Genomic DNA, 26130 nt, shown 5'->3' on the forward strand with positions numbered 1-26130 from the left:
TCCTTAAGGCGTACCTAAACGATAACCGAGTCCACGTACATTGCGAATAAAGTCCTTGCCTAATTTAGCACGAATATGGTGAATGTAGACTTCAATGGTATTGCTGCTGACATCGGAGTCGATGTCATACAACTTTTCTTCTAGGTTGGCTTTGGAGAAAATCTTGTTGGGAAAACTCAATAGCGGGATCAGTACAGCCCATTCACGATTAGAAAATTCAATCATTTCATTTTTAAATTTAGCAATATGATGTTCAATATCTAAGCTTAAATCCCCATAATTTAAGACCAGATTTTTATCGACCTGTTGACCTATTTGCATACGACGAAGTAAGGCATTGATTCGAGCCAAAAGTTCCTCAAACTCATACGGTTTAATCAGATAGTCATCTGCACCATGATTTAAACCATCAACACGGTTTTGTAATTGATCTCGGGCAGAAATGATTAAAACAGGCAAACTGGGTTGATCTTGGCGAATGAGTTTTAATACTTGCATGCCATCCATTAACGGTAAGCCCAAATCCAGCAAAATAATATCAAAAATGGCTTGTTTCATTGACTTGAGTGCATCAATACCATTATTGACGCATTCAACTTCAAATTGATGATATTCCAGAAGTATGCGAGTTGATTCCGCAATCATGAAATCATCTTCAATAATCAATACCTTTGTCATAGACACATTCACTTTTGCTATTAAATGGTATTTTTACATGTATTTAAAATATCATTTTTTTCATTAATGACACTGGTTTTTACGTCTAATAAATGCAACAAGGTTGGGAATAAATGATCATGACTGAGTTCTTGCTGACGAAGTTGACGCATACATGATGCTTGCTGAGCGTTAAATTGATTCCACTCTTTTGAGAACCACACGAACATAGGCACATGGGTTTGTTGCGAAGGTGCAATCGCATAAGGTGCACCATGTAAATACATACCATGCTCACCAGTAGATTCACCATGATCTGAGATATACCAAAAACCTGTTAAATGATTTGGAACTTTCTCAAGTGTTTTAATCATTGAACTTAAAATATGATCTGTATAAACAATTGAATTGTCATAGGTGTTAATCAGTGAATTTCTATCACAGCTTTGAATGGCTTTGGTGTCACAAGTTGGTTTGAATTTTTGGAATTCAGGTCTTGTACGCTTGTAGTAAGCAGGCCCGTGACTGCCCATTTGGTGTAAGACAACCAATCGAGGGGTTTGATCATCTTTTGGAATTTGATCAATATAATACTTTAAGCTATCAACCAATATTCCATCATCACATTCACCATCTGCATTACACCATTTTTGCTGAATGTTCTGAGGGATCTCAAATTTCGTGACACGATCACATGTGCGTTTACAACCAGAATTATTGTCAATCCAAGTCACATGATAACCAGCACGTTGTGCAATATCGAGTAAACCATCTCGTCTATATGCCAATTGAGCATCATATTCTTTTCGGGTCATACCTGAAAACATACAAGGGACTGATACAGCAGTTGATGTGCCACATGAGCTTACATTTGGAAAATTGATAATATCGAGTTGAGATAAACTCGGATTGGTCATTTTGCTATAACCATTTAAAGAAAAACTCTCAGCACGCGCCGTTTCACCCACAACCAAAACCATTAACTTTTGAGGATGTGATTTAGATACTTCTTGAACGAGTTTTGCATCTGTACCATAAGGAATATGGGGTAAATTTTTCTTTGGTGCATGTTTTTTATAATATGACCATGTCGATGCAAAGGTATTCTGCGGTGAAATCATTCCTTTTAAAGTACGATGACCACGGAAAATAGCGGCATAATCAACAAAGAAAATATACAGCAAAGTTAAAATGACCAATAAAGAAATAACGCTGTTGATGGTCTTTTTAAGCAGTGTTTTGGATAATGGATCGGGTTTAATTTGAATAAAAAATACAGCGAAAATTGGAATTAGGATGGTGTAGACCGACCATAACAATAATTGTATGGTCATTAAGTCTAATGCTTCATTTGGATTTGTTTCTACAGCATTCTGAATTTGATCTGCTGTAATGATCACTCCAAGGCTGTTGACGATATAAGCACTGATACCACCTACAAATAAAAAGAGACATGCAAAAAATTTAGTGCTATAGCGCCAGTTTACAAGCTGAAATATGAAATTATACAAGGCAACCAAGACAATTGAGGTTGCGACAATGAATGCAATTGCACTTATTCCTTGATAAGGCGTAAGTTCATAAATGGTCTTTAAAAAACCATAATTAAAAATGAAAGCAATCCACACGGCCAAAATCATATTAAATGTGGTTAATGTGATTGTTGGTCTATTTTTCAGCGTATTTTGTAAACTGTTTAGCATTATTTCTTTATAATCTTAATAGATAAAATGGATAATAGTGGACTTAACTTAAATTAAACTTAAAGTGAAATCAATCCTTTGAAAATTTATAAATTATTGATTTTTATATTAATTTTAGCTAAGTGTTATTATTGGATTAATGATAGTTTTCAGTTAAATGTGAATGCAATTGATTTCTAGAATGATTAAAAAATAATGTAAAAATGGAGAAAAATATGTATACAGCAACGTGTCTTTGCGGAGTGATTCATATCGAAATCAATCAGCAGATTGATCAAATTTATATTTGTCATTGTAAAGCTTGTCAAAAAGCGCAAGGTGGGGCATTTGTTGCAGTCACAACCATTTCAACTGAAAATTTTCAGATTAAATTCGGGCTTGAATATCTTGCTGAATATTATTCAAGTTTGAATAAAAAAAGAGTGTTTTGCTTGAAGTGTGCTTCACCCATATATAGTGCACGATTAGATTTACCAGAGGTTTTAAGGCTACGGGTTGGAATTATAGATCAGCCATTAACAGCGAAGATTTATTCGCATGCATTTATAGATGAAAAAGCCGAATGGTACGAAATACATGGAGATGCACAACAATTTCAAAAGCAGGTGATTGATGAGTGATTTGGTCGAGTTGCGAAAAAAAAAGAGACATAATGAGTCTCTTTCTTTTCTTCATGAATTTTGAATGTTCATGAAATGTGTTGGAGGTTTAAACCATAGCATTTAGATAAGTCGTTAAATTGTGTCCTTAGTCAGCACGAATCCAAGTTTGTGAACGACCGAGTGCAGACACACCTAGATAACCACGACCACTAAATGTTTTACCATCTTCAGAAAGTTTTGCTTTAAAGCTGTAAGTTTTACCATTTTGAGGGTCAACAATTTGACCATTTTCATAAGTATTTTTACCAACTTTTTTCAAACCTGAGACGATTTGTATACCAGTTAGCGATTTTCCTTTGTATTTACCTTCACATTTCACACATTTAGAATCTTCAGTGGGTTCGAGAACTTTAACGATTTTTGCTGAAAATGTGCCATTACTATTTTCAGTAAATTGGACGATGGATAAAGCTTTTTTAGTTTTATCATCAATCGTTTTCCATTTTGTACCATCCAATGTATCAGCAGCGAAAGCTAAACATGATGTTAGGGATAGTCCTAAAATTAACATCGCTTTTTTTATCATCTTAATCCTCTTTTGCTCTAGCTAAGTTGCATATCCATGCACTTTATTCAATAGCTATTCAGTCCTATTGAGTTTGCAAATTATGCTTCGAAATCATTTTATATTTGATTTCGTTCAAATTATGTATTGCTAATAAGGATAAATTATGAGCTTTTTATTGTCGCTTTGTTTAACTGCGTAGTCATAAGATTCATCATCGATACAGCTTGATATGTGTTGAAACATGCCTCACCTAACTATTGATAAAACGGGGACGTTGAATTTTTAAATATTTGGTCGCGATATTAACAAAATGACACATCAGATTTAATGAAAAAATGTATAAATATAAAAGCAATAAGCAATTTTGGCTTTGAGCCAACTACAAAAAAGTATTTCACTATTCATCTTAATAATACTGAAAAATGTCTCATGTGATACAAAAAATATAGGTGCTAATCAATGGATTTTGAAGATGTTTTAAGTGAATTTGATTTGTCCGAACCCAATATCGAACAAGAACTTGAATCTGCACTTAAAAAATTAGTGAAGCAAAGCACAAATATTCCGCATCCAGCACAAGGTCAAACTTTTTCAAGATGGCAAGTTTTAGCTCAGGTCTCAGCTAAAAATTTAAATTTAGCAAAATGGTTTGAATCACATTTAGATAGCATCAGTATTTTGCAGGAATTAGGCTATAGCGATCTGATTGAAAGTGACAAAATATATGGGATTTGGGCTGCAGAAGGAAGTCCAAATCCTGTACATGAATTGAAGGGTCTCATCTCAGGTCAAAAAAACTGGTGTTCTGGTGCAGGCATACTCGATTACGCGTTAATCACTTATCAAAATGAAAATCAGCAATCGCAATTGGTACTGATTGATATGCATCAACCCAATATCAATATTGACTACAGTACTTGGCAGGCAGTGGGTATGGCACACACACAGACTGCATCTATTGCGTTCGATCAAGTCAAAGCTATACCCGTTGGTCAGCCAAATCAGTATCTAACCCGTGCAGGTTTCTGGCACGGTGCTGCAGGCGTTGCTGCATGTTGGTTTGGTGCAACTGTACGTATCGCTGAATTTTTAAAACAGGCATGTACTACGAAAGCCAATGATTATCGATTGCTGTATTTGGGCGAAATGAGTACCCAAATTCACATGACAAAACAGTATTTTAATTATGTTGCAACGCAGATAGATCAATATCCAACTGAAAGTCATGAGTTGGTTATTCGCATATTACGTGCTGAAGTTGAAAAAACTGCACAGTTGGTTTTGACAAAAGTTGGGCAGGCCTTGGGCGCTCGACCTTATTGTGAAGATCGACGATTTGCAGAGTTGACGGCTGATTTGACTGTATTCATGCGCCAAAGTCATGCAGCATTTGATTTAAAACGGATTGCCGAATTGACCTTGGATGTTGAATCTCAAGCAGATAAGGAGCAATTATGGACGCTCTAGATGAAGCATTACAATATCGCTTAGCTCATTATGAAATTGGTCATCGATTGTTATATGGGACGGGTACTGAAAAAGAAACATGGCTTAATTGGCAGGGAATTCGTACCCTTACAAAGATCAATCTTGATGAGGACTTTCCAGAACATCAACGAATATTGATTTTAGCGCCACATCCAGATGATGAAATACTCGGTTGTGCCGGTCTCATGCAACAACTCAATGCATTGGGCCGTGAAATGATTGTTATCGCGATCACCAACGGAACAGCAAGTCATCCAAACTCGACGCAATTTAGCCCTGAACAGCTCAATACGATTCGCCCACAAGAATCTATAGCCGCATTACATACATTGAATCTTGGGCATGTTTCTAGAATTGAATTGAATTTGCCAGATGGTCAGATTAGTCAAAATATGCATATTTTGGTCGATCAACTAAAGACATTGATTCAAGCTCAAGATATTTTAATCAGTACGCATGAACAAGATGGTCATCCTGATCATGAACTGAGTGCTTATGCGATCAAATTAGTCGCACAACATTTTCATTTGAAGCATTTTCAGGTATTTATCTGGACTTGGCATTGGGCAAAACCAAATCAGGCTGACATTGATTGGACTAAAGCGAAACGCTTAGATTTGTCTCAGGCGCAGATCGATTTAAAAGAGCGGGCTATTCGTTGTTTTAAAACGCAAACGCAAGTCGATGTTTCTACAGGCAATCCGCCTATTCTTCCTGAATATGCAATTCAACGAATACTCATGCCATATGAGGTGTATATCAATGAAAACTAAAACAGAATATTTTGATGCCTTATATTTCGAAAATCATGATCCATGGGGTTATGAAAATCGTTGGTATGAAGAAAGAAAACGCAATGTTTGCTTGGCATTATTGTTAAAACCTATCTACAACAATGCGCTGGAAATTGGCTGTGCAAATGGCGTATTTAGTCAACATTTGGCATTACGCTGTAAAAATCTACTGTGTATTGATGCAAATGAAACAGCAGTTGATTTGGCTCAAGCACGACTCAGTCATTTAAATCACGTCAATGTGATACAGGCCATGATCCCTGAAACTTTTCCAGAACAAAAGTTTGACCTGATTGTACTGGGAGAAGTGCTTTATTATTTAAATCATGATGAATTGATGAGTCTGATTGAGAAAATTCACAGTTGTTTAAGCGAGGATGGTGTTGTGCTGTGTTGTCACTGGCGTTATCCCATTGAGTATTTTTCTTTGACGGGAGACCATGTACACCAAGTTCTAAAAGAAAACATTCAGCTTTATCATTATTTATCTCTACAAGATCCAGATTTTAATGTCGATATATGGGCTCAAGAAGGTCAATCGGTGGCAGATCGTGAGGGATTAATATGATCGGAATCGTCATTCCAGCATGTAATGAAGAAGCACATCTTAAAGCCTGTTTAAATGCGATTCAAAAAGCCATTGATTTTGTTAAGAATCAAAATATTCATATTCAAACGTTGGTGGTTCTAGACAGTTGCCAAGACCAATCTAAACAGATTACGCAACAGATGAATATTCCCTTTATCGAATGTCAGGTACAAAATGTCGGGATTGCGCGAGATTTGGGCGTGAGAGCACTAATTGAGCAAGGAGCACAGTGGATTGCATGTACAGATGCGGACTCATGTGTATATGAAAACTGGTTATTGGAACAAATCAAATTACAACCAATTGATGCCATTTGCGGCGTAGTACAAATTTCTGATTGGGGGAGACTGTCACCCGAAACGCAAATGCATTATTTAGAACATTATCAGGATCGCATGGGGCATCATCATATACATGGTGCCAATCTAAGCTTCAGTGCTGAGGCTTATTTAAAGGTAGGCGGTTTTGAAGCAATTCAATGTCATGAAGATATTCGTTTGGTGCAACGATTAAAAGCATTTGATTTAAAGATTATATGGAGCAATCAAGTGCGTGTGAACACAAGTAGTCGTTTGAATGCAAGAGCGCCTGAAGGGTTCTCACAATTTCTGATCGATTTGGAAAACAAAAATATAATGACATCAAAGCAAGAATCGTAAAATCAAGAACCATAGTCGTAACACTTCATCATTCACGAACTTATAAATGTATATATGATCACATTTTTAAAAAATGACATGAGTTTGTATTAATATAAAAAAACGATTAAAAAATAATTTTTGATAATCTTAAAATAAAAAATAGTGAAGTATTTTATAGTTTTAAGTTTTTAGCTTATAAGCAAGTATCTATAAGGCTTTTGGCTGTTACAAAAATATGGTTTTTTCGCTATTTTTCTGCTTTTTATTTTAAAAATACTGTATATAATTTCGCCAAATAAACCCCTGTATAACTTATTTTTTCACAATAAGTCATCAGGGGTTTTTGTATGGAAAATTGCTCGATCTGGATGTCTTAGCCCTTATATCTGTGGTGATACACGATGTTAACACTCAAAAATGATTCAATTGCTCAAGGTGTACAACAGCAAGTACAAACTCAAACGCATCCAATTTTAGCGACCTTGGTTTCATTTTTTTGCTTAGGTTTTGGCACAGCAGCTTGGGCGCCGTTGATTCCATATGCACAGCAACGTCTCCATGTAGATCATGCTGATTTTGGCTCTTTGCTGTTGTGTGGTGGTCTAGGTTCAATGCTCGCGATGCCACTGACAGGGTTGATCATTCAACGTGTAGGCTGCAAAGCAGTGATCGGGTTATTTTTAAGTGTATTACTGTTGATGTTACCCATGCTTAGCTTGACCCATACTGTATTAATGATGGCAATTGCTTTATTTCTGTTTGGTACAGCTGCAGGTGGTTTAGGTGTCGCAATCAATTTACAAGCAGTCATTGTGGAAAAGACATTCTCACGCAATATGATGGCTAGTTTTCATGGTATGTGTAGTCTTGGTGGTCTTGTAGGGGTAATGCTGGTCACTTGCTTGTTGGCCGTTGGTTTAAGTCCAATGCTCAGTGCTGCGACCATTACTGCCATCATGATCCTACTCACTGTATTTGCATTTCGACATAGCTTAAATCGGGTACAAACGGGTGATCAAAGTATCGATCAAGACGAGAAACCGCGCGGATTTATAGTGCCTAAACCTGTGATTTTGATTTTTGGTTTAATGTGTTTTATTGCTTTTTTATCTGAAGGGTCGTCTATGGACTGGAGTGGTATTTATCTGGTCGATCATTTTGATGTCGATAAATCATATGCAGGCTTAGCCTATACCTGTTTTGCAATTGCCATGACTGCTGGCCGTTTTAGCGGTGTACACATTCAAAAGAAGATCGGTGAAAAAAACACAGTCATTTATGGTGCTGTGATTGCTGCGTTCGGGTTAGCTTTGGTGATATTCACGCCAGTTTGGTGGGGGGTATTATGTGGTTATTTGTTGGTCGGTTTTGGGTGCTCAAATATTGTTCCGATTATTTTTTCACAAGTTGGTCGTCAAAATGTAATGCCAAAAGCAACTGCACTTTCTTATGTCTCAACCATGGCCTATAGCGGTGGTTTATTGGGTCCTGCGCTTATAGGGATGCTCAGTATGGCAATGGGATTAGACATGGTATTTGTAATTATCGCAGTGATGATTGTTATGATTCCAGCATTAAATTTGATTTCTCAGAAAATGTTGAAATAATTTGGTGAGATAATGAAGTTTTAAAATGATTAAACTTCTTCCATAAATCATTTTTTAGCCAATCAAAATTTATCATAAAGTTCCTCGCTTTCTCCCTAAGCCATATATGGCGCAAGCGAAGGAACTTTCATTGTTCATGCAAATTCGAGCCAAGGATTATTTTTGATTTATGAACGATCCCTATTGATATTGAATGACAAATGGAAGTACAAGTGATTTATATGATTGAATATTTTCTCTCATACTTCCAAAAGTGTTCACCATAAATTGAATGACACACGGTTCTTTATTCTGTACATATCTTGAAAATTCATCTAAGCAACTTTCAATCTGGCATCTTTAAAAAACCTTTTTTTGAGTAGCGCTTTATAGTGAATGTGAATGAATTGCGACACGTTGACGTTTTAACGTATGTGAATACGCAAGTTGTTCAATCTTTCTTAAATCTTTTAAGAAACTATTTCGCCAATGATGAATATCAAACTGTTTCAATCCTTTAAATAATTCACGGTAACGTTCTTGTTTTTCGACTTTAGACATACTCAAGGCTTTTTTTAAGGCATCAACCATACTCTTTGTATGATGAGGATCAATTAAAATCGCTTCAGGCATCTGTTCAGCAGAACCTGCATATTTGGACAGGATAAGGACACCAGGATCATCTTCATTCTGTGCAGCAATGAATTCTTTAGCAACCAAGTTCATGCCGTCTTTTAAGGAGTTAACCCAGCAAATATCAGCATCTCGATAGAGTTTCATGAGCTGATCATGTCCAACTGTATCGTGTGTACAATTAATAGGTGACCAATCGCCTTGCATATATTGTTGGTTAATTTCCTTTACTTTGGCTTGAACATTTTTAAACAAGGTCTCATAAGCAGGAATATCCATTCGACATGGACATGCGATTTGAAGATCTGTAATCATTTGATGATATTCAGGATGCTGTTTTAAGAAATCTGCAAATGCATCGAAACGTTCCAACATGCCTTTGGAATAGTCAACACGATCGACTGAAATAATGGTTTTTTGCAACGCTGAATGTTCCATTTCAAAAATATCATCAATCGAAAGGTGGTTTTGTTGTTCTGCCGTTTTTCGAATTAACTCTGGATTAACGCCTATAGGATAGCATTCGATTTTAATCATACGATGTTGAGCATTTAGAAAATGAGATGATGTGTTCTCTGATGCTTCATCGGCAGAATCAAGCACTTGGCACTTATTTTTTTGTCGTTCAATGTGACTGTCTTGAATGGTGTGAGCAAAATTTCGCTTTGATTGCTCAAGACTGATATCAACCGTATTTTTAGGCTGAGCTTGTACAAAGCCTTGACAAATTGACATGCATTTTTGTTGGTCATATTCGGTTTGTAGTCCTATGACATCATATTCACATAGATTACCAATCAACTGATCAGCAACGCTCAGTTTTTTCCAAATCGATTGTTTGGCAAAGGGGATGTGCAAGAAAAACCCCATTCGATTTTTCATACCCAATTGACGACAATACGCTGCTACACTCAAAAAATGGTAATCATGTACCCAAATCATGTCATCGGGCTGTGCTATTTTTTTTAGTTCTAAAGCAAAAAGCTGATTGACTGAAAGGTAAGTCTTAAATTCATTTTGATCAAATTCAATCAAATCTTCGCGTTCATGCATGGCAGGCCAAAGCGTGTTATTGGAAAAACCACAATAATAATCTTGGTATTCTTTATGAGTCAGTGGACAGGTGATGTAATCCACCTGATCGATATGCACTGTCTGAAAATGTTGTTGATCCTTTGTTTCGACTTTTTCACCATTCCATCCTAACCAAACACCACCAATTTCTTTTAAAGCATCTTGCAATGCAACAGCCAGACCGCCCGCTGCATGATGATCCGCTGAAGGAATATTTACACGATTCGACAATACAATTAACTTAGACATGGCGATGCTCCTCGTTATGTAGATATTTTGGAATTTGATTTTTTTGTTTAAGTGCAAAAGTTTTCAATAAATGAATAAATTCACGAACAGCAGATACATCTTTAAGGCGGTATTGTGCAAACGTTGCACCTTCACCGACTTTGATGGAGATGCCATTGAGTTCACGAATGACCTTAAAACCCGATTCATCGGTTTGATCATCACCGATAAATATCGGAATCAGTGATTGTAAGGTCAATTGATCTATCAGTTTTAGTATGGCTTGGCCTTTATCAGCATCTTTTAACATCAACTCAAAGACAAACTTACCTTGATTTAATTTAAGATCGCTGTATTTGGCATGTAATTGATGCATGATGTCTTGTGCAATATCGGCATATTGTGGTGCTTCTCGATAGTGCAAAGCGATGGCATATTTTTTTTGTTCAATTCTTAAGTTTGGATAGGGTCGACATGCGGCTTCCAAATCCTTTAGCACTTTGTTGAAATCTTGCCATTTACTGGGAGATTGAATATGCGAATCTATTTGGGTGCGTAACTCTAAACCATGTGTTGCAGCAATCGGAACATCTAAGGGAGATAATAAGCGCGTTGCATCTTGCATACTGCGTCCGGTCACAAACAACACAGTAATCTCTGATTTTTTTAAAATTTGAAGATCTTCAATGATCGATGAGGCGATAAAACTTAAATTTGGATTGGGATGAAATTCTGAAATAGTTCCATCGATATCTAAAAAAAGGCAATATTTTTGTGTGGTAGAAATTTGTGGATTAGAAAATTGCTTGATAATGTCATTGCATAGCGCTAATGAAGAAATAAAATCATTAGAAATATAGTCATTATTTTCATGAATTGAGTCATCCTTCGACGCAAACATTGTTATTGCCTATTTAGCTATGATGTATTGATACTTCCTTAGTTATGCTTTGAAAAGTTGTATTTTTACATTAAATACGTATAAAACTACAAAGTGTTAATATATGTAAGTGAATGTGTATCTCTATAAATAAACTCCATCTTGTATTCACAATTTGTTGTTTAAAAATTATTCAACTCATTAAGTGTTTGAAATAAAATCAATCTCATTTTTCTTTTTTAAATTTTATTTTTAGATTTGAAGTTCATATATTTAACTTTGCACCTGAAATACTGAAATTTCATCATGTTTAAAAATGAAAACAATTGTAAGAATCTACTTACTCATCCTCAGTCAACAAACTTCTTATAGAAACTTTTTTTAAAGCTTCCTTTATAAAAATTCTAAATCGAGGTGCTATTTATGACTAAAACAAAGGTCGCAATAACAGTACAGCGCTGATACTTAAAAAAGAAAGGAGCGCCGTTAGCATTACAGCCGCAGATGCTTGTTCAGCCACGCCATAGTTTTGACCATAAATCGCCGTTGCACTGGCCATAGGTAGGGCAGCAAGAATCAATGCTGCAAAGTACATTTCAGAAGTGGTGTTGGGTAAGCAGAAAAACACCAATGCCATGGTCAAGGGCATCAAGAGCATTTTAAAGCTGCATATCGACAGGATATTCTTGCCAATAGAAGCAATGTTGAGTGTAGATAGACTGCCACCAATCACAAATAAAGCCAGAGGCGTTGCTGTATGCGCAAAGAAATTCAGTGTGGTTTCAATGGGTTTAGGCCATTGTATTGAGATTAATGACAATACACAGCCAACGACAATCGATTGAATAACGGGATGTTTAATTAGGCTTTGAATGGTCGTTTTGAATAACGCTGTCAGCCTTAAATCTTGATGTCGTCCCATTTCAGCTAAAAAGAGCATTAGACTCAGCATAATAATACTTTCAATAATCAGGGTCATTGCCAAATACGGAATAGCATGTGAACCTAAAATCATGGTCAAAACTGCCGTACCAATAAAGCCTGTATTTGACATGGAACTACCGAAAGCAAAAATTGAGGCTTTTTCAGCAGGAAGAGATCGAGCTTTTCTAAAATAAAAATAGCCTAAGCAGAAAACAGAGATCGATGTTAGCGCATAACCAAGGAAATACGTGGTTTGCCAAATTTTCTGTAATGGAGTTGTCGATAAGGCATACACCAAAAAACTCGGCAGTGAAATTTTGATAATAAATTGGCTTAATATCGGAATTGAACTCATCGGAAGTAATTTAGCTTTGATGCTGATGAATCCAACTGCAATCATCAAAAAAATAGGCAGATTAATTGCGAGTATTTGATCCATTCAATATTCCAGTGTTTAAACGGCAGACTTTAAGGTCTTAACGTTATGTCTTAAAAAGACGATCGATGTATTGAAGTCATTTTGCGACAGTATTCAAAAAAATAACCAATACTCAATTTCATCAGATGTTATATGTTCATTTTTAACTTCTGATAAGCCAAAAATACGTGATTTTGATTATAACTCAGATGCATAGCATAAGAGATCATTTGTATGGCGAACAATTTGGCAAATGTACTATTCCTTTCATTCATATAGATAGATTGTATGGAGGCAAGATGAATACATCGCATGAATGAATTGGCTTTGTTCGATTTGTTTGCAAGATTGATGTTTGAAACCATAAATTGATTGAAAAATATACTAAAATAATCATTTATATCAATAACATGTTTTAAAAAATAACCAAAATTAGAAAAAGTGCGCGGTTTTATTTATTATTTTAAATTAATATGTAAATATATTGACATAAAATAAATCATCGTTTAGCTTAAAAACTCAGCTTTTTAGCGTAATTGCTAAGCTGTGAATTAGCGAAAAGTCATTAATCCATGATGGGTTTGGGTTGAAATGAACAATAGCTAAAAACGTTGGATACAAGTTTTAGTATCTCAAATTGTAATATTCATAATCCAAATTGCTAGCTTCACCTCTAACAATCAACACATAGGTTTTGTTTAAATATCGCTATTTGGACCATGTATAAACTATAAAAAAATGCCACAAGGAAATGTGCACATATGTTAAAGCTTAAAATTCAAGATGATGGTGTTGCAATCGTTGAACTGAATCGTCCAGAAGTTCGTAATGCCTTAAACATGGCGTTAAGGCAGCAACTCGCAATCACTTTTGATCAGCTTGATCATGACACAAATGTACGTTGTATTGTCCTAACAGGTGGGCATGATGTTTTTGCAGCAGGTGCTGATATACAAGATTTTACTACGGCAACGACTGCGGAAATGTATTTACGTCATACAGAGCGTTACTGGCAAAGTATACAAACGTGTTCTAAACCGATTATTGCAGCAGTCAATGGTTATGCTTTAGGTGGAGGATGTGAGTTGGCGATGCATGCAGACATTATTGTTGCAGGTAAATCTGCTCAGCTTGGGCAACCTGAAGTGAAATTGGGCTTAATGCCAGGTGCCGGAGGTACGCAACGGTTACTTCGTGCAATAGGTAAATTTCAAACATTACTTTTGCTGCTCACAGGTAAGATGATCAGTGCTGATGAAGCTAAATCCATGGGTTTAGTCTCTGAAGTGGTTGAAGATGACGACACCATTTCGCATGCATTAAAATTAGCCCGTACCATTGCCAGTTATTCACCCATTGCGGTACAACAAATTAAAGAAGTGACATTGCTTGGGCAAGATTTGCCTTTGACTGGCGCATTGGCTTTAGAGCGTAAAGCATTTCAAATTCTGTTTGATACACAAGATCAAAAAGAAGGTGTTCATGCGTTTTTAGAAAAACGGAAACCTCATTATCGTGGAGAATAGAACATGAACATACAATCCATTGCCATTATTGGTGCAGGTATCATGGGTATGGGCATTGCCCAAATTGCAGCGCAAGCTGGAATGAAAGTACAGATTTATGATTCACATATGGGCAATGCACAACAAGGTCTGAATACATTAAAAACCACGCTTGAAAAATTACAACAAAAAGGCAAATTTTCTGAAGAAGAACTAAAGCAAATACTGTCCCGAATTTTAATTGTAGATACGTTAGAACAAGTCGATGCAGTTGATTTGGTGATTGAAGCGATTATTGAAGATTTAGAAATCAAACAAAATCTATTTAAACAGCTCGAAAAGATTGTTTCTACAGACACCATTCTTGCGTCAAATACGTCATCTTTATCCATTACGGCTATTGCTTCTGTGCTTGAGCATCCTGAACGGGTTGCAGGTTTTCACTTTTTCAATCCTGTACCACTGATGAAAATTGTAGAAGTCGTAGCTGGTTTAATGACACAGAATCAAGTCATCAACACCTTGTTGGATTTTGCTAAAACAGTAGGACATTTAGGGGTGACCACCAAAGATACCCCAGGATTTATTGTGAATCATGCCGGACGTGCCTACGGAACAGAAGCCCTAAAAATCTTCAGCGAAGGGGTCGCATCGTTCAGTGAAATTGATCGTATCTTGAGAGATGGTGCTGGTTTTCGTATGGGACCTTTTGAATTGTTAGATTTAACAGGTTTAGATGTCTCACACCCTGTGATGGAATCGATTTATTATCAATATTATGAGGAAGACCGATATCGTCCAAATCCACTCACACGTCAAATGCTTGAAGGAAAGAAAATTGGGCGAAAAGTGGGTGAAGGTTTTTATCGTTATGAGAATGGCAATAAACAAAATGAAGCGCCAGTGGTGTCCATTCCCAAGGTCGACCAATTCAATCAAATTTGGCTTCAGGCAGATCGTGCACAAGATGTTGAATTATTAAAACAATATTTACAGCAACATGGTTTGCAATTGGATGAATCATTGCAACCTGATTCAGACAGTTTAATCATTTTGGCCACTTATGGTGAAGACACCACGACAGCCGCGCTTCGTTATGGTGTTGATCCTAAACGTGCAGTCAATATTGATATGCTTACAGATTTTGCACGCCATCGTACCTTAATGCCATCTTTAATGACAGATCAGTCCTATATCGATCAGGCCCATGCCATTTTTGCGCAAGATAATGTGACTGTGTCTGTGATCGATGAAAGTTATGGATTTGTCGCACAACGTGTTTTGGCAATGGTGATCAATCTTGCATGTGATATTGCACAACAAAAGATTGCAACAGCATCCGATATCGATCAAGCCGTGAAACTCGGTTTAGGTTATCCATCGGGTCCCATTTCTTGGGGCGATTCTCTGGGTGCAGATCGAATTTTATTGATTTTAGAACGCATTCTAGCGTCAACCCATGATCAGCGCTATCGAGCAAGCCCATGGTTAAAACGCCGTGTACAACTGGGTTTACCGCTTTTATATCAATCATGATCTTACCGTAACGATCATAAACTGGAAGTGATCGGATCAATGATAAAAAAAATTAAAGGACTAAATAATGTTAGATGCATACATATACGACGGAATTCGTACGCCTTTTGGTCGCCATGCGGGAGGACTTGCAAGTACACGTCCAGATGATTTGGCAGCACATGTTATTCGTACATTGATTGAAAAGCATCATTTGCCCAATGATATTTATGATGATGTTTTACTTGGAAATACCAATCAGGCGGGTGAAGACAGTCGCAATGTTGCGCGGCATGCAGCACTGCTTGCAGGCTTAGATGTAAAGACTCCAGCACAGACGGTCAACCGTTTATGTGCATCAGGGCTTGCGACCATTGTTGATGCAGCGCGTGCGATCACTTGTGGTGAGGGTGATATATATATCGCTGGTGGTGTTGAGTCAATGAGTCGCGCACCCTTTGTTTTTTCTAAAGCTGAAGTACCATTTAGTCGTGATTTTAAAGTCTTTGATACCACCATTGGCGCACGATTTCCCAATTCCTTGATCGAAAAGCAATTTGGCGCAGATACCATGCCACAAACTGGGGACAATGTCGCCGTAGAATATGCAATTACGCGTGAACAGGCCGATCTTTTTGCTGCATCATCCCAAGCCAAATATGAAAAAGCCAAACAGGAAGGCTTTTTTGACGAAGAAATCATTGCTGTTGAAGTATCCCAAGGTCGAAAACGACCACCCAAAATCATCAGTACAGATGAACATCCACGTCCTGCAACAGATCTGACTGCATTAGAAAAATTAAAACCTTTATTTGAGGGTGGAGTGGTCACAGCAGGGAATGCCTCAGGTATTAATGATGGCGCCGTAGCATTGATTATTGGTTCAAAAAAAGCAGAACACACACTTGGTTTTAAACCTATTGCAAAAATTTTGTCGTCAGGCGTGGTGGGTATCGAGCCTAGAATCATGGGGGCAGGACCAATTGAGGCCATTAAACTAGCATTAATACGTGCCAATTTAACCCTTGAAGATATGGATATTATTGAAATCAATGAAGCCTTTGCCTCGCAAGTATTGTCTTGTTTAAAGGGCTTAAATATCGCATTTGATGATCCACGGGTGAATCCACAGGGTGGTGCAATAGCAGTAGGGCATCCACTGGGGGCTTCTGGTGCTCGACTTGCTTTAACAGCGGCAAGAGCATTGCAAAAAAATCAGAAAAAATACGCTGTAGTTAGCTTATGTATAGGTGTTGGGCAAGGTCTTGCCATGGTCATAGAGTGCGTTTAGATACATGAGATAGACCCGAATACATCTCATTTTAAATGCAGAGATGAGATGTTTTATTGATCATTGGTCCATCATTGTAGCAAAATAAATAGCCTAAGCGTTAAAAAAAATTTATGAAAATAGCCTAAGCAAATATCAATATATTCATGTAAGAAGCAACATATTCTTTTTAAAACATTTAAATATCAATTCAATAAAAAACGTACAATAAAATATGTAAATATATTGTCATAAAATAAAATTTATGATTAATTAAAATGATCAATAACAATGAAACATAGGCAATGGATCGTCCTATAAAATCTCAAGGAGCATCACATGATTCGTGATCCTGAAATGCTGCAACAACTCGTCAATACCATTCAACAATTTGTCAAAAATGAATTGGTGCCACTTGAGCATGAGGTCGAGGAAACCAATGCTATTCCTGAACATATCGTTGCTCAAATGCGCGAATTGGGGCTTTTTGGACTTACGATTCCAGAACAATATGGGGGTTTAGGCATCACCATGGAAGAAGAGATTTATGTGGCGATGGAACTTGGACAGACATCAGCTGCATTTCGATCTTTAATTGGCACCAATAACGGTATTGGTTCGAGCGGGATTTTAATCGATGGCACAGAAGAGCAAAAACAAAAATACCTACCTCGTTATGCCAGTGGAGAAATGATCGGATCGTTTTGTTTAACTGAGCCTGATTCAGGTTCAGATGCTGCTTCTTTAAAAACCACAGCAGTTAAAGACGGTGACTATTATATTTTAAATGGCACTAAACGTTTTATTACCAATGCACCTCGTGCAACCACATTTACCGTGATGGCAAGAACCAATCCTGAAATAAAAGGTGCAGGTGGGATTTCAGCATTTTTAGTTGAAGCAGGAACGTCAGGTCTTAGCCTTGGAAAAATTGATAAAAAAATGGGGCAACATGGTTCTTATACTTGTGATGTGATTTTTGATCGATGTAAAGTGCATAAGGATCAGTTGATTGGCGGTGTAGAGGGAATAGGATTTAAAACTGCAATGCGGGTTTTAGATAAAGGGCGTTTACACATTGCAGGTTACAGCGTAGGTATGGCTGAACGAATGTTGAATGATGCTTTAAATTATGCCGTAGAGAGAAAACAATTTGGTCAAGCGATTGCCAATTTTCAATTGATACAAGCAATGTTGGCGGATTCTAAAGCTGAAATTTATGCGGCAAAATGCATGGTTTTAGATGCTGCGAAGAAGCGTGATGAAGGACTAAATGTCACAACAGAATCTTCTTGTGCCAAAATGTTTGCCACTGAAATGTGTGGACGTGTTGCAGATCGATGTTTACAAATTCATGGTGGTGCAGGTTATATCAGTGAATATGCTATAGAACGCTTTTACCGCGATGTTAGACTATTCCGTTTATATGAAGGGACCACACAAATTCAACAAATTATTATTGCCAGAGAAATGATTAAACAAGCGACAGCTTAATTTTAATTGATGTATTGAATTAATTTTAGTTAGTTACTAATTAATAGTAAGTATGAACGATGCTACATTAAAAAAACCATCCGTTTTTATAAGGATGGATTTTATTTTGATGCATTATTTTTAGTGCTACAAAGTTTAATCGGTAATTTTAATTCGCTTTAACCCTTCATTCACTTTATTTAACAGATGAATCATGGTGACGGTATCATCTAAAGGGATACCTTCAAGTGCTTGCTGATAAAAATCAAAAAACTTCTGTTGCAGTTTTTCCCAATTTTCATGACCCGCAGGTGTGAGTGCGACTATCTTGGCACGACGGTCTTGCGTATTCATCACACGTTGAACCAATCCATCTCGCTCTAAGCGCTTAAGAACACCATCTAAATTTTGACGACTAACACGTAAATATTCTGTCAAGTCTGAAAAAGACATGCCATCTTGTACTTTTGGACGTGACAGTGCGCCAAGAACAGACCAATGTACAGGTGAAATACCCAGCTCATTTAAACATTGACGATCAAGTGTATTGCCTACTTGAAATAATCTAAAAAAGAGTCGGTTATGAACTGAATATAAGGATTGATCATAATTTGGGGCAGGTGCATCACTCATGATATTGACCAACTTTTAAAAGTAAAATGAGATGTTTCCATTTATTTAATGTTGAAAGGGCAATAATTTTGACCTTGCAATAATCTGTATAAATCTAAGGTTTGTTAACATTTTAGCCATGCGTTTTGTCATAGGAAAATGACAAGCACAAGGCATGAGTCAAAGACAATTCCATTGTCGGTGTATCTTGTTCAATTATAAATAATTAAATACGACGAAGACATGACTTATTGCAATGGTTTCAACCTTTTTTCATCAATAAATTCAATACCGTTTTTATGAAGACTGAGATCTACATTGAAACTAGTAAAATAACAAATGTATGTCAATATGTTTGTATTTATTAATTATAAAATATTGAAAATTAATAATAAATAATATATTTACATAAATATATGTAAATATATTGACATAAAATAAGCAAAATTCTATGCTGATTATAGGTAGCAATATCCAAAATAAAAACTGAGTGAAATGGAATGATCTTTGGATCACCATTCAACAAAGGACATAAAAATGAAAGGACTCAAAGATAAAGTGATCATTGTCACTGGCGGCGCTGGTGGTATTGGCAGTGCAACATGTAAACGTCTTGCAGCAGAAGGCGCAAAAGTTGCTGTATTTGATATGAATTTAAACGTTGCACAAAATCTGGTGGATCAGATTACCGCTACTGGCGGTCAAGCCATTGCTATTCAATGTGATATCACAGATAAAACCATTGTTGATCAATCAGTTGCAAAGACTGAGCAAGAACTCGGACCTATTGATGGTCTGGTCAATAATGCAGGGTTTGATATTTTTAAACCCTTTGTTCAATCAAGCCCTGAAGAATGGCAAAAACTCATTCAAATCAATTTGGTGGGTATGTTGAATATGCATCATGCGGTACTCAAAGGCATGGTCGAACGTAATGCAGGACGTATTGTCAACATTGCATCTGATGCTGCTCGTGTAGGTTCCTCTGGCGAAGCTGTTTACGCTGCATGTAAAGGCGGATTATTGTCTTTTTCTAAAACACTCGCACGTGAACATTCACGTCATAACATTACCATTAATGTCGTATGTCCAGGACCGACCGATACCGCATTACTTGCGCAAGTGACTGATGGTGCTGCCAATCCTGAAAAATTAAGAGAAGCGTTTATTCGTGCCATTCCCTTAGGTCGTTTAGGTCAACCTGATGATTTAGCATCCACAATTGCATTTTTCTTAAGTGATGATTCCAGTTTTATTACAGGACAAGTGCTCAGTGTTTCTGGTGGTTTAACTATGAATGGTTAAACGTACTATTTAGATTAAAAACTCAAAAATACACTACATTCAAGGAAGGAATGAGACATGAATTTTGAAGATATTTTATATGAAAACCGCAATGGTGTGGCGTGGATCACCATTAACCGTCCAGACAAAATGAATGCGTTTCGTGGACAAACTTGTGATGAGCTGATTCGCGCACTCAACAAAGCGGGTTATGACCGAGAGATTGGTGCGATTGTATTGGCAGGTGCAGGTGAAAAAGCATTTTGTACGGGTGGAGATCAGTCTGCTCACAATGGTAATTATGATGGTCGAGGCACCATTGGACTACCTATGGAAGAACTGCATACCGCAATTCGTGATGTACCCAAGCCTGTGATTGCGCGCGTGCAAGGTTATGCCATTGGTGGTGGAAATGTTTTAGCGACCATTTGTGATTTAACCATCTGTTCTGACAAAGCCATTTTTGGTCAGGTTGGTCCTAAAATGGGATCGGTTGATCCAGGATATGGTACGGCGTTTCTGGCACGTGTTGTGGGTGAGAAAAAAGCCCGTGAAATTTGGTATATGTGCCGTCGTTATTCGGGTCAAGAAGCGGTGGAGATGGGATTGGCCAATAAATGTGTACCTGCCGATCAACTCGATGCAGAAGTACAAGCATGGGGCGAGGAGCTCTGTGAACGTAGTCCTACGGCTCTTGCTATTGCAAAACGGAGTTTCAATATGGATACGGCGCATCAGTCAGGTATTGCTGGCATGGGTATGTATGCCTTGAAACTGTATTACGATACAGAAGAATCTCGTGAAGGAGTCAATGCATTAAAAGAAAAACGTAAACCTGAATTTCGTAAATATGCCAAGTAAGGAGATGAATCATGAGCAAAAATCCTTACATCACCGAAGAGCTCGAATTTTTGGCAGAAACCGCTGAAAAATTTGCGCAAAAATATATTGCTCCTGGTTTTTTAGAGCGAGATCAAAGCCGTGTGTTTGACCGTGATTTGGTGAAAAAAATGGGAGAAATGGGCTTTATTGCACCAGAACTACCTGAACAATACGGCGGTCAAGGCATGGGATGTTTGGCAGCTGGCGTGATTCATGAAGCCATTGCCAAAGCGGATTTAAGTTTTTCCTATATCAATTTGTTGGCATCTTTAAATGGTCAGATTCTCGCTGAACATGGCAAACCTGAAGTCGTTGAACCTTGGTTAAATAAATTAACTGCGGGCGAAGCGATATTTTCGATTGCCTTAACTGAACCTCGTGGTGGTTCAGATGCCGCAAATTTACGTTTAAAAATAGAACGTGAGGGTGATGAATACGTCATTAATGGTGAGAAAACCTCTATTTCAGCTGCGGATCAAGCAGATGCTTCAGTGGTTTTTGGTCGTACAGGTTCAATCGAAGATGGTGCCCATGGTGTCAGTGCTTTATTGGTTCCCATGAATCTTCCAGGCATTACCACCACACGCTTTGAGTGTCATGGTCAGCGTGCCATAGGACGAGGTTCAATCTTTTTTGACAATGTGCGTGTACCCGTAAGCCATTTATTGGGTGATGAAAATAAAGGCTTCGTACAAGTCATGCAAGGTTTTGATTTTTCACGGGCCTTGATTGGTTTACAAGTGCTCGCGGTGGCACGTGTCTCACTCGACGAAGCTTGGGAATACGCTGTGCAGAGGGAAGCCTTTGGTAAACCTTTGTCGGCATTCCAAGGTGTCTCACATCCCTTAGCAGATTATGAAACCCAAATAGAAGCAGCTCGCTTACTCTGTTTGCAAACTTTATGGCTCAAAGACAACCATCTACCACATACGGCAGAAGCAGGTATGTGCAAATGGTGGGGTCCAAAATTGGCCTATGACGTGATTCATCAATGCTTGCTCACATTTGGTCATGCAGGTTACGACCGTGGCGTGATGGAACAACGCTTACGTGATGTTTTAGGTTTCCAAATTGGTGATGGAACAGCGCAAATTATGAAAACTATTATTGCTCGTCATAAAGCAGGACGTAAAGCTGTACCTGCTTAAACCATAGCAATTTAAATCAAAGCAATATCAATTCAATTTTGATCAATGCAATTTGAATAAAAAGCATGAGATCCAAACGCAATATTGATGATGTTTAAGCTTGATGAAAAAGTTTAAACCCATCATTTGGATTGAATCATAACAATGATAAAGAAGGAATGTGCGAATGGAATTCGATGCAATACTTTTAGCCCCACGTAAAGCAAGAATGCTTCAACAGGGTTTATGGTTGAACAGAACCATTTTACAATCTTTAGAAGATGCAGTTGCATCATCTCCAGAAAAACAAGCTTTGGTGAGTTTCAGAACCGAAACCAAACAGCATATTAGCTTTAGTTATCAAGATATATTGGACACCAGTAATAAAATAGCCTTGGGATTAAAACAGTTAGGTGTTACTCAAAATGATGTGGTGTCCTGTCAGTTACCAAACTGGTGGGAATTTACACTGCTGTATATTGCCTGTTGTCGTATTGGTGCTGTGTTAAATCCACTGATGCCCATATTTCGTGAACGTGAATTGGAATTTATGCTCAGTCATGCTGAATCCAAAATATTCATTGTGCCGAAAAAGTACCGCAATTTTGATCATGAGGAATTGGCCAATAAACTTAAAGCCAAAATAGGCACACTTGAACATGTCATTGTGATTGATGGCTTAGGCGAAAATAATTTTGATCAAAGCTTAGTGAATCATGGTTTAGAAAAGGATGAACATTTACTCCAAGCATTGACGTTACATCACACACGTCCAGATGATATCACTCAAGTTATATTTACCTCAGGCACTACAGGTGAACCTAAAGGGGTTATGCATAGTTCAAATACGCTGTATGCCAATATTATTCCGTATGCCAAACGCCTACGTTTATCAGAAAACGATATTATTTTAATGGCTTCTCCCATGGCACATCAAACAGGCTTTATGTATGGTCTGATTATGCCCATCGAACTCAAAGCGAAAATTGTTTTACAAGATGTCTGGGAAGTTTCACAAGCCATTGATTTAATTCAACAGCATCAAGTCAGTTTTACTATGGCTTCTACACCATTTTTAAATGATCTAGCCAATACCGTGGCAGAAAAACAACGACAAGTGAACTCGTTAAAAACTTTTCTATGTGCTGGTGCACCAATACCCAGTCCATTGGTACAAAAAGCACGTGAAATATTAGGGGTCAAAGTCATCTCTGCTTGGGGGATGACGGAATGTGGCGCAGTCACATTGACCAAACCTGAAGATGAGGAAGAACGCTCTTTTAATACTGATGGAATTGATTTACCTGGAGTTGAAACCAAAATCGTTGACAGAGATGGCAATGAAAAACCAGTCAACGAAGCAGGGCGCTTAATGATTCGAACATGTTCAAACTTTGGAGGTTATTTAAAACGACCACATTTAAATGATACTGATTCAGAGGATTGGTTTGATACAGGTGATATTGCTTACAAGGATGAACAGGGCTATATCCGCATTTCAGGTCGAAAAAAAGATGTGATTATTCGTGGTGGTGAAAATATTCCTGTCGCAGAAATTGAATCACTGTTATATCAACATCCCGCTATTGCAATTGTGGCTTTGGTGGCTTATCCCGATGAGCGTATGGGTGAAAAAGCCTGTGCGATTGTGAAATTAAAAGATCCTACTCAAACTCTACAACTTTTTGAAATTGTGGATTTTCTAAAATCCCATCAAATGGCCAATCAATATTTACCAGAACGTTTAGAAGTGTGGGACGAGATTCCAATGACACCATCTGGGAAGATTCAAAAATTTAAACTCCGAGAAATGATTGTCGCCAAATTAAAACAATTTTCTTAATCCTTGTGATAGTCGCGCTGAGCTTAAACCTGCGTAAATCTCAAACTTATTCATTATATGCAATTATATTGTAATGACATTGTCAATCTGAAAATGACAAATCTAAAATAGAACTTAAAATGGAATTTAGTCGAATGAAAGTAAAGAAATATCCTTTTAATCATCATGCACTTGCAATAGCGCTTTTGGGATGTATCAGTCCTGTATATGCAGCAAGTAATGCAGAGTTAGAAGCCAAAGTCGATCAATTGCAAAAACAAGTGCAAATGTTGACAGAAATGATGACCAAACAAAATCAGCAACAGCAATTAGATCAACAACAGATTCAACAGTTAGCTCAAGTAAATAAAGACGTAGTCGCGCAAGTTCAGACTCAGCAAAAAAATATAGATTCAAATCAAACAATAAAAGTTAAGTCTAATTCTGAGAAAACCGACTTACAACTCAAACCTTTGGTGACCAAAAATGGTGCTGAGTTAGAGCTCTATGGAAATATTCGTGCCGATGCTTCTTATCAAGTCAAAGGACCGGGGACCATGTATAACTCGATTAGTACTGTGCCTTTAAAAGGTTCCGCAGGTGAAAAGAACAATACAGATAAGGTTTTAAGTACACTGAATGCCACACGCTTTGGTTTTAATTTCAAAGCCCCGAAGACATGGAATCATGATGTAGGCGGTAAGTTGGAAATGGACTTCTTTGGTGGTGCAGGTCGTGACACTTTTCGTATTCGTCATGCTTATATGACTTTTGATCAGTGGTTGGTTGGTCAAACATGGTCTAACTTTAATGTACTAGATTTCTTTCCAGAAACGGTCGATGCATCACTTTCTGTTGGTGGTTCACTCACGCGCGTTCCGCAAATCAAATACAGTCATGATATTGATAAAAAAACCAGCATGTTGGTGAGTTTAGAAGATCAAAAATCTGAAATTGTGACCACTACAGGCACACAAAACATTCGAACTGACCCATATGCCAAAGTGAAGTTGCCATCCCTCACAGGTCGAATCAATTACAAGTTTGACAATGGTTCGATTATTTCAGGGCGTGCATTTATGACGCAAAAATCGACATCCTACGGCGGTAGTGATGATTTCTTAGCGTGGGGTGTGGCAGCAGGCGGTAAAATTCAAATCACCCCAAAAACGACATTTAAAATAGATTACAGTCATATTTATGGTGATACTAAAAATGTGCTCTGGTCAAATTATGCTTATGTGTTTGATGATAATGCCAAAATTCATCCCAATGAGTTCGATGCTGTAACGGTTGGTTTAACGCAACAATTTACCCCGAAAATTCGTTCAACTTTAGGCTTTGGGTATAGCCGTGCCAATACAGGTAATACTTTTGCAGATTTGGTCAGATTGCATAATGACCAAACGCAAAATAAAGAGCTCATGGAAGGTTGGATTAACCTGTTTTATACACCCATTAAGCCCATCAATATTGGGGTTGAATACATGTATGGTCAACGTAAAACTTTTGATGATAAAACAGGTGAAAATAATCGATTTAACATTACCGCAATTTATGATTTTTAAAATATTAATGTCGAAATCACTACCATCTCACATGTAGGATCATCCAAGGATGATCCTTTTCTATTGGCTTTTGGGGAATGTTTATTGCGGTGAACTTTTCAGAGGCATCTTGAGAGAATCATTAGGTCAAATGGATGCATGTCATTGAAAAACAGCAAACGATAAAATGAACTATTTTTAAGCTAATTTTCTTAAGCTAAGTATTGAAATACAAGAATAATTTGATCTTTATTGTTATTAGCGTTATGTTGAAAATCATCATATTTAAAATGATCAGTAGCACCACC

22 protein-coding genes are annotated in these 26130 nt (G+C 37.4%); 15 read left to right on the top strand and 7 right to left on the bottom strand.

Annotation, left to right across the window (positions count from 1 at the left end):
- Positions 1 to 3: 3 nt before the first annotated feature.
- Both G8E00_RS07630 and G8E00_RS07635 read right to left on the bottom strand, forming a co-directional pair.
- Positions 4 to 678, bottom strand: coding sequence for a response regulator transcription factor (locus G8E00_RS07630; protein WP_166223312.1), 675 nt, complete (start codon positions 676 to 678; stop codon positions 4 to 6).
- A 20-nt stretch (positions 679 to 698) separates the two neighbouring features.
- On the bottom strand, positions 699 to 2360 hold the full coding sequence (locus tag G8E00_RS07635) for a phosphoethanolamine transferase (protein WP_166223315.1): 1662 nt from the start codon (positions 2358 to 2360) through the stop codon (positions 699 to 701).
- A gap of 215 nt (positions 2361 to 2575) precedes the next feature.
- Between G8E00_RS07635 and G8E00_RS07640 the strand changes: the two genes are divergently transcribed.
- Positions 2576 to 2980, top strand: coding sequence for a GFA family protein (locus G8E00_RS07640; RefSeq protein ID WP_166223318.1), 405 nt, complete (start codon positions 2576 to 2578; stop codon positions 2978 to 2980).
- Positions 2981 to 3107: 127 nt separating this feature from the next.
- Here G8E00_RS07640 and G8E00_RS07645 read toward each other — a convergent pair whose 3' ends face one another.
- Positions 3108 to 3545 (bottom strand): DUF2147 domain-containing protein, encoded by a 438-nt coding sequence (locus G8E00_RS07645; RefSeq protein WP_166012434.1) that lies wholly within the window; start codon positions 3543 to 3545, stop codon positions 3108 to 3110.
- A 444-nt stretch (positions 3546 to 3989) separates the two neighbouring features.
- On the opposite strand from G8E00_RS07645, the gene G8E00_RS07650 reads away from it, so the two are divergent.
- The 5 genes from G8E00_RS07650 to G8E00_RS07670 all read left to right on the top strand — a co-directional run bounded on the left by G8E00_RS07650 (position 3990) and on the right by G8E00_RS07670 (position 8649).
- Entirely contained in the window at positions 3990 to 4997 is a 1008-nt protein-coding gene (locus tag G8E00_RS07650; protein WP_166223322.1) for an acyl-CoA dehydrogenase family protein, read from the top strand.
- Positions 4985 to 5791 (top strand): PIG-L deacetylase family protein, encoded by an 807-nt coding sequence (locus tag G8E00_RS07655; protein ID WP_166223327.1) that lies wholly within the window; start codon positions 4985 to 4987, stop codon positions 5789 to 5791. The genes G8E00_RS07650 and G8E00_RS07655 overlap by 13 nt, the downstream gene beginning before the upstream one ends.
- Entirely contained in the window at positions 5781 to 6380 is a 600-nt protein-coding gene (locus G8E00_RS07660) for a class I SAM-dependent methyltransferase (RefSeq protein WP_166223330.1), read from the top strand. Before G8E00_RS07655 ends, G8E00_RS07660 begins: the two co-directional genes overlap by 11 nt.
- Positions 6377 to 7060, top strand: a complete 684-nt coding sequence (locus G8E00_RS07665) for a glycosyltransferase (protein WP_166012370.1) — start codon at positions 6377 to 6379, stop codon at positions 7058 to 7060. The genes G8E00_RS07660 and G8E00_RS07665 overlap by 4 nt, the downstream gene beginning before the upstream one ends.
- 383 nt (positions 7061 to 7443) lie before the next feature.
- Entirely contained in the window at positions 7444 to 8649 is a 1206-nt protein-coding gene (locus tag G8E00_RS07670; protein WP_166012371.1) for an MFS transporter, read from the top strand.
- Positions 8650 to 9015: 366 nt separating this feature from the next.
- Here the strand turns inward: G8E00_RS07670 and G8E00_RS07675 are convergent, their stop codons facing one another.
- The 3 genes from G8E00_RS07675 to G8E00_RS07685 form a co-directional block, all read right to left on the bottom strand.
- The gene (locus G8E00_RS07675) at positions 9016 to 10584 is read right to left on the bottom strand and encodes an alpha,alpha-trehalose-phosphate synthase (UDP-forming) (RefSeq protein WP_166223333.1); all 1569 of its coding nucleotides are present in this window, start codon (positions 10582 to 10584) and stop codon (positions 9016 to 9018) included.
- Positions 10577 to 11464 carry a trehalose-phosphatase gene (gene otsB, locus G8E00_RS07680; RefSeq protein WP_166223354.1) on the bottom strand — a complete coding sequence of 296 codons (888 nt, stop codon included), beginning with the start codon at positions 11462 to 11464 and terminating at the stop codon, positions 10577 to 10579. The genes G8E00_RS07675 and otsB overlap by 8 nt, the downstream gene beginning before the upstream one ends.
- 406 nt (positions 11465 to 11870) lie before the next feature.
- The gene (locus G8E00_RS07685; protein ID WP_166223357.1) at positions 11871 to 12806 is read right to left on the bottom strand and encodes an AEC family transporter; all 936 of its coding nucleotides are present in this window, start codon (positions 12804 to 12806) and stop codon (positions 11871 to 11873) included.
- Between the two features lie 740 nt (positions 12807 to 13546).
- Between G8E00_RS07685 and G8E00_RS07690 the strand changes: the two genes are divergently transcribed.
- The 4 genes from G8E00_RS07690 (at position 13547) to G8E00_RS07705 (ending at position 18569) form a co-directional block, all read left to right on the top strand.
- Complete coding sequence (locus tag G8E00_RS07690) at positions 13547 to 14311, top strand: enoyl-CoA hydratase (RefSeq protein WP_166223360.1); 765 nt, start codon at positions 13547 to 13549, stop codon at positions 14309 to 14311.
- Between the two features lie 3 nt (positions 14312 to 14314).
- On the top strand, positions 14315 to 15826 hold the full coding sequence (locus tag G8E00_RS07695) for a 3-hydroxyacyl-CoA dehydrogenase (protein WP_166223363.1): 1512 nt from the start codon (positions 14315 to 14317) through the stop codon (positions 15824 to 15826).
- 67 nt (positions 15827 to 15893) lie between these two features.
- Positions 15894 to 17096: a 3-oxoadipyl-CoA thiolase gene (locus G8E00_RS07700; protein WP_166223366.1), complete on the top strand. Its 1203-nt coding sequence runs from the start codon at positions 15894 to 15896 to the stop codon at positions 17094 to 17096.
- Between the two features lie 318 nt (positions 17097 to 17414).
- A complete protein-coding gene (locus G8E00_RS07705; RefSeq protein ID WP_166223370.1) occupies positions 17415 to 18569 on the top strand; it encodes an acyl-CoA dehydrogenase family protein in 1155 nt (384 codons plus the stop codon).
- 135 nt (positions 18570 to 18704) lie between these two features.
- On the opposite strand, the gene G8E00_RS07710 is transcribed toward G8E00_RS07705, so the two are convergent.
- Positions 18705 to 19181: a MarR family winged helix-turn-helix transcriptional regulator gene (locus G8E00_RS07710; protein WP_166012379.1), complete on the bottom strand. Its 477-nt coding sequence runs from the start codon at positions 19179 to 19181 to the stop codon at positions 18705 to 18707.
- Positions 19182 to 19697: 516 nt separating this feature from the next.
- Here G8E00_RS07710 and badH point away from each other — a divergent pair.
- The 5 genes from badH to G8E00_RS07735 all read left to right on the top strand — a co-directional run bounded on the left by badH (position 19698) and on the right by G8E00_RS07735 (position 25843).
- Positions 19698 to 20465, top strand: a complete 768-nt coding sequence (gene badH, locus G8E00_RS07715) for a 2-hydroxycyclohexanecarboxyl-CoA dehydrogenase (protein WP_166223373.1) — start codon at positions 19698 to 19700, stop codon at positions 20463 to 20465.
- Between the two features lie 57 nt (positions 20466 to 20522).
- Positions 20523 to 21305 carry a 2-ketocyclohexanecarboxyl-CoA hydrolase gene (badI, locus tag G8E00_RS07720; RefSeq protein WP_166012381.1) on the top strand — a complete coding sequence of 261 codons (783 nt, stop codon included), beginning with the start codon at positions 20523 to 20525 and terminating at the stop codon, positions 21303 to 21305.
- A gap of 11 nt (positions 21306 to 21316) precedes the next feature.
- The gene (aliB, locus tag G8E00_RS07725) at positions 21317 to 22474 is read left to right on the top strand and encodes a cyclohexanecarboxyl-CoA dehydrogenase (protein ID WP_166223376.1); all 1158 of its coding nucleotides are present in this window, start codon (positions 21317 to 21319) and stop codon (positions 22472 to 22474) included.
- A gap of 166 nt (positions 22475 to 22640) precedes the next feature.
- Positions 22641 to 24296, top strand: a complete 1656-nt coding sequence (aliA, locus tag G8E00_RS07730) for a cyclohexanecarboxylate-CoA ligase (protein WP_166223379.1) — start codon at positions 22641 to 22643, stop codon at positions 24294 to 24296.
- Between the two features lie 134 nt (positions 24297 to 24430).
- Complete coding sequence (locus G8E00_RS07735) at positions 24431 to 25843, top strand: DcaP family trimeric outer membrane transporter (protein ID WP_166223382.1); 1413 nt, start codon at positions 24431 to 24433, stop codon at positions 25841 to 25843.
- Positions 25844 to 26130 lie beyond the last annotated feature (287 nt).

This window comes from Acinetobacter shaoyimingii (assembly GCF_011578045.1).
GTDB lineage: Bacteria > Pseudomonadota > Gammaproteobacteria > Pseudomonadales > Moraxellaceae > Acinetobacter > Acinetobacter shaoyimingii.

Coding starts and splice junctions, on each gene's coding strand:
- badH (WP_166223373.1), top strand. CDS start 19,698: ATGAAAGGACTCAAAGATAAAGTGATCATTGTCACTGGCGGCGCTGGT.
- G8E00_RS07685 (WP_166223357.1), bottom strand. CDS start 12,806: ATGGATCAAATACTCGCAATTAATCTGCCTATTTTTTTGATGATTGCA.
- G8E00_RS07665 (WP_166012370.1), top strand. CDS start 6,377: ATGATCGGAATCGTCATTCCAGCATGTAATGAAGAAGCACATCTTAAA.
- G8E00_RS07640 (WP_166223318.1), top strand. CDS start 2,576: ATGTATACAGCAACGTGTCTTTGCGGAGTGATTCATATCGAAATCAAT.
- G8E00_RS07735 (WP_166223382.1), top strand. CDS start 24,431: ATGAAAGTAAAGAAATATCCTTTTAATCATCATGCACTTGCAATAGCG.
- G8E00_RS07710 (WP_166012379.1), bottom strand. CDS start 19,181: ATGAGTGATGCACCTGCCCCAAATTATGATCAATCCTTATATTCAGTT.
- otsB (WP_166223354.1), bottom strand. CDS start 11,464: ATGTTTGCGTCGAAGGATGACTCAATTCATGAAAATAATGACTATATT.
- G8E00_RS07675 (WP_166223333.1), bottom strand. CDS start 10,584: ATGTCTAAGTTAATTGTATTGTCGAATCGTGTAAATATTCCTTCAGCG.
- G8E00_RS07660 (WP_166223330.1), top strand. CDS start 5,781: ATGAAAACTAAAACAGAATATTTTGATGCCTTATATTTCGAAAATCAT.
- G8E00_RS07690 (WP_166223360.1), top strand. CDS start 13,547: ATGTTAAAGCTTAAAATTCAAGATGATGGTGTTGCAATCGTTGAACTG.
- G8E00_RS07670 (WP_166012371.1), top strand. CDS start 7,444: ATGTTAACACTCAAAAATGATTCAATTGCTCAAGGTGTACAACAGCAA.
- G8E00_RS07630 (WP_166223312.1), bottom strand. CDS start 678: ATGACAAAGGTATTGATTATTGAAGATGATTTCATGATTGCGGAATCA.
- G8E00_RS07635 (WP_166223315.1), bottom strand. CDS start 2,360: ATGCTAAACAGTTTACAAAATACGCTGAAAAATAGACCAACAATCACA.
- G8E00_RS07655 (WP_166223327.1), top strand. CDS start 4,985: ATGGACGCTCTAGATGAAGCATTACAATATCGCTTAGCTCATTATGAA.
- aliB (WP_166223376.1), top strand. CDS start 21,317: ATGAGCAAAAATCCTTACATCACCGAAGAGCTCGAATTTTTGGCAGAA.
- G8E00_RS07705 (WP_166223370.1), top strand. CDS start 17,415: ATGATTCGTGATCCTGAAATGCTGCAACAACTCGTCAATACCATTCAA.
- badI (WP_166012381.1), top strand. CDS start 20,523: ATGAATTTTGAAGATATTTTATATGAAAACCGCAATGGTGTGGCGTGG.
- G8E00_RS07650 (WP_166223322.1), top strand. CDS start 3,990: ATGGATTTTGAAGATGTTTTAAGTGAATTTGATTTGTCCGAACCCAAT.
- G8E00_RS07700 (WP_166223366.1), top strand. CDS start 15,894: ATGTTAGATGCATACATATACGACGGAATTCGTACGCCTTTTGGTCGC.
- G8E00_RS07695 (WP_166223363.1), top strand. CDS start 14,315: ATGAACATACAATCCATTGCCATTATTGGTGCAGGTATCATGGGTATG.
- aliA (WP_166223379.1), top strand. CDS start 22,641: ATGGAATTCGATGCAATACTTTTAGCCCCACGTAAAGCAAGAATGCTT.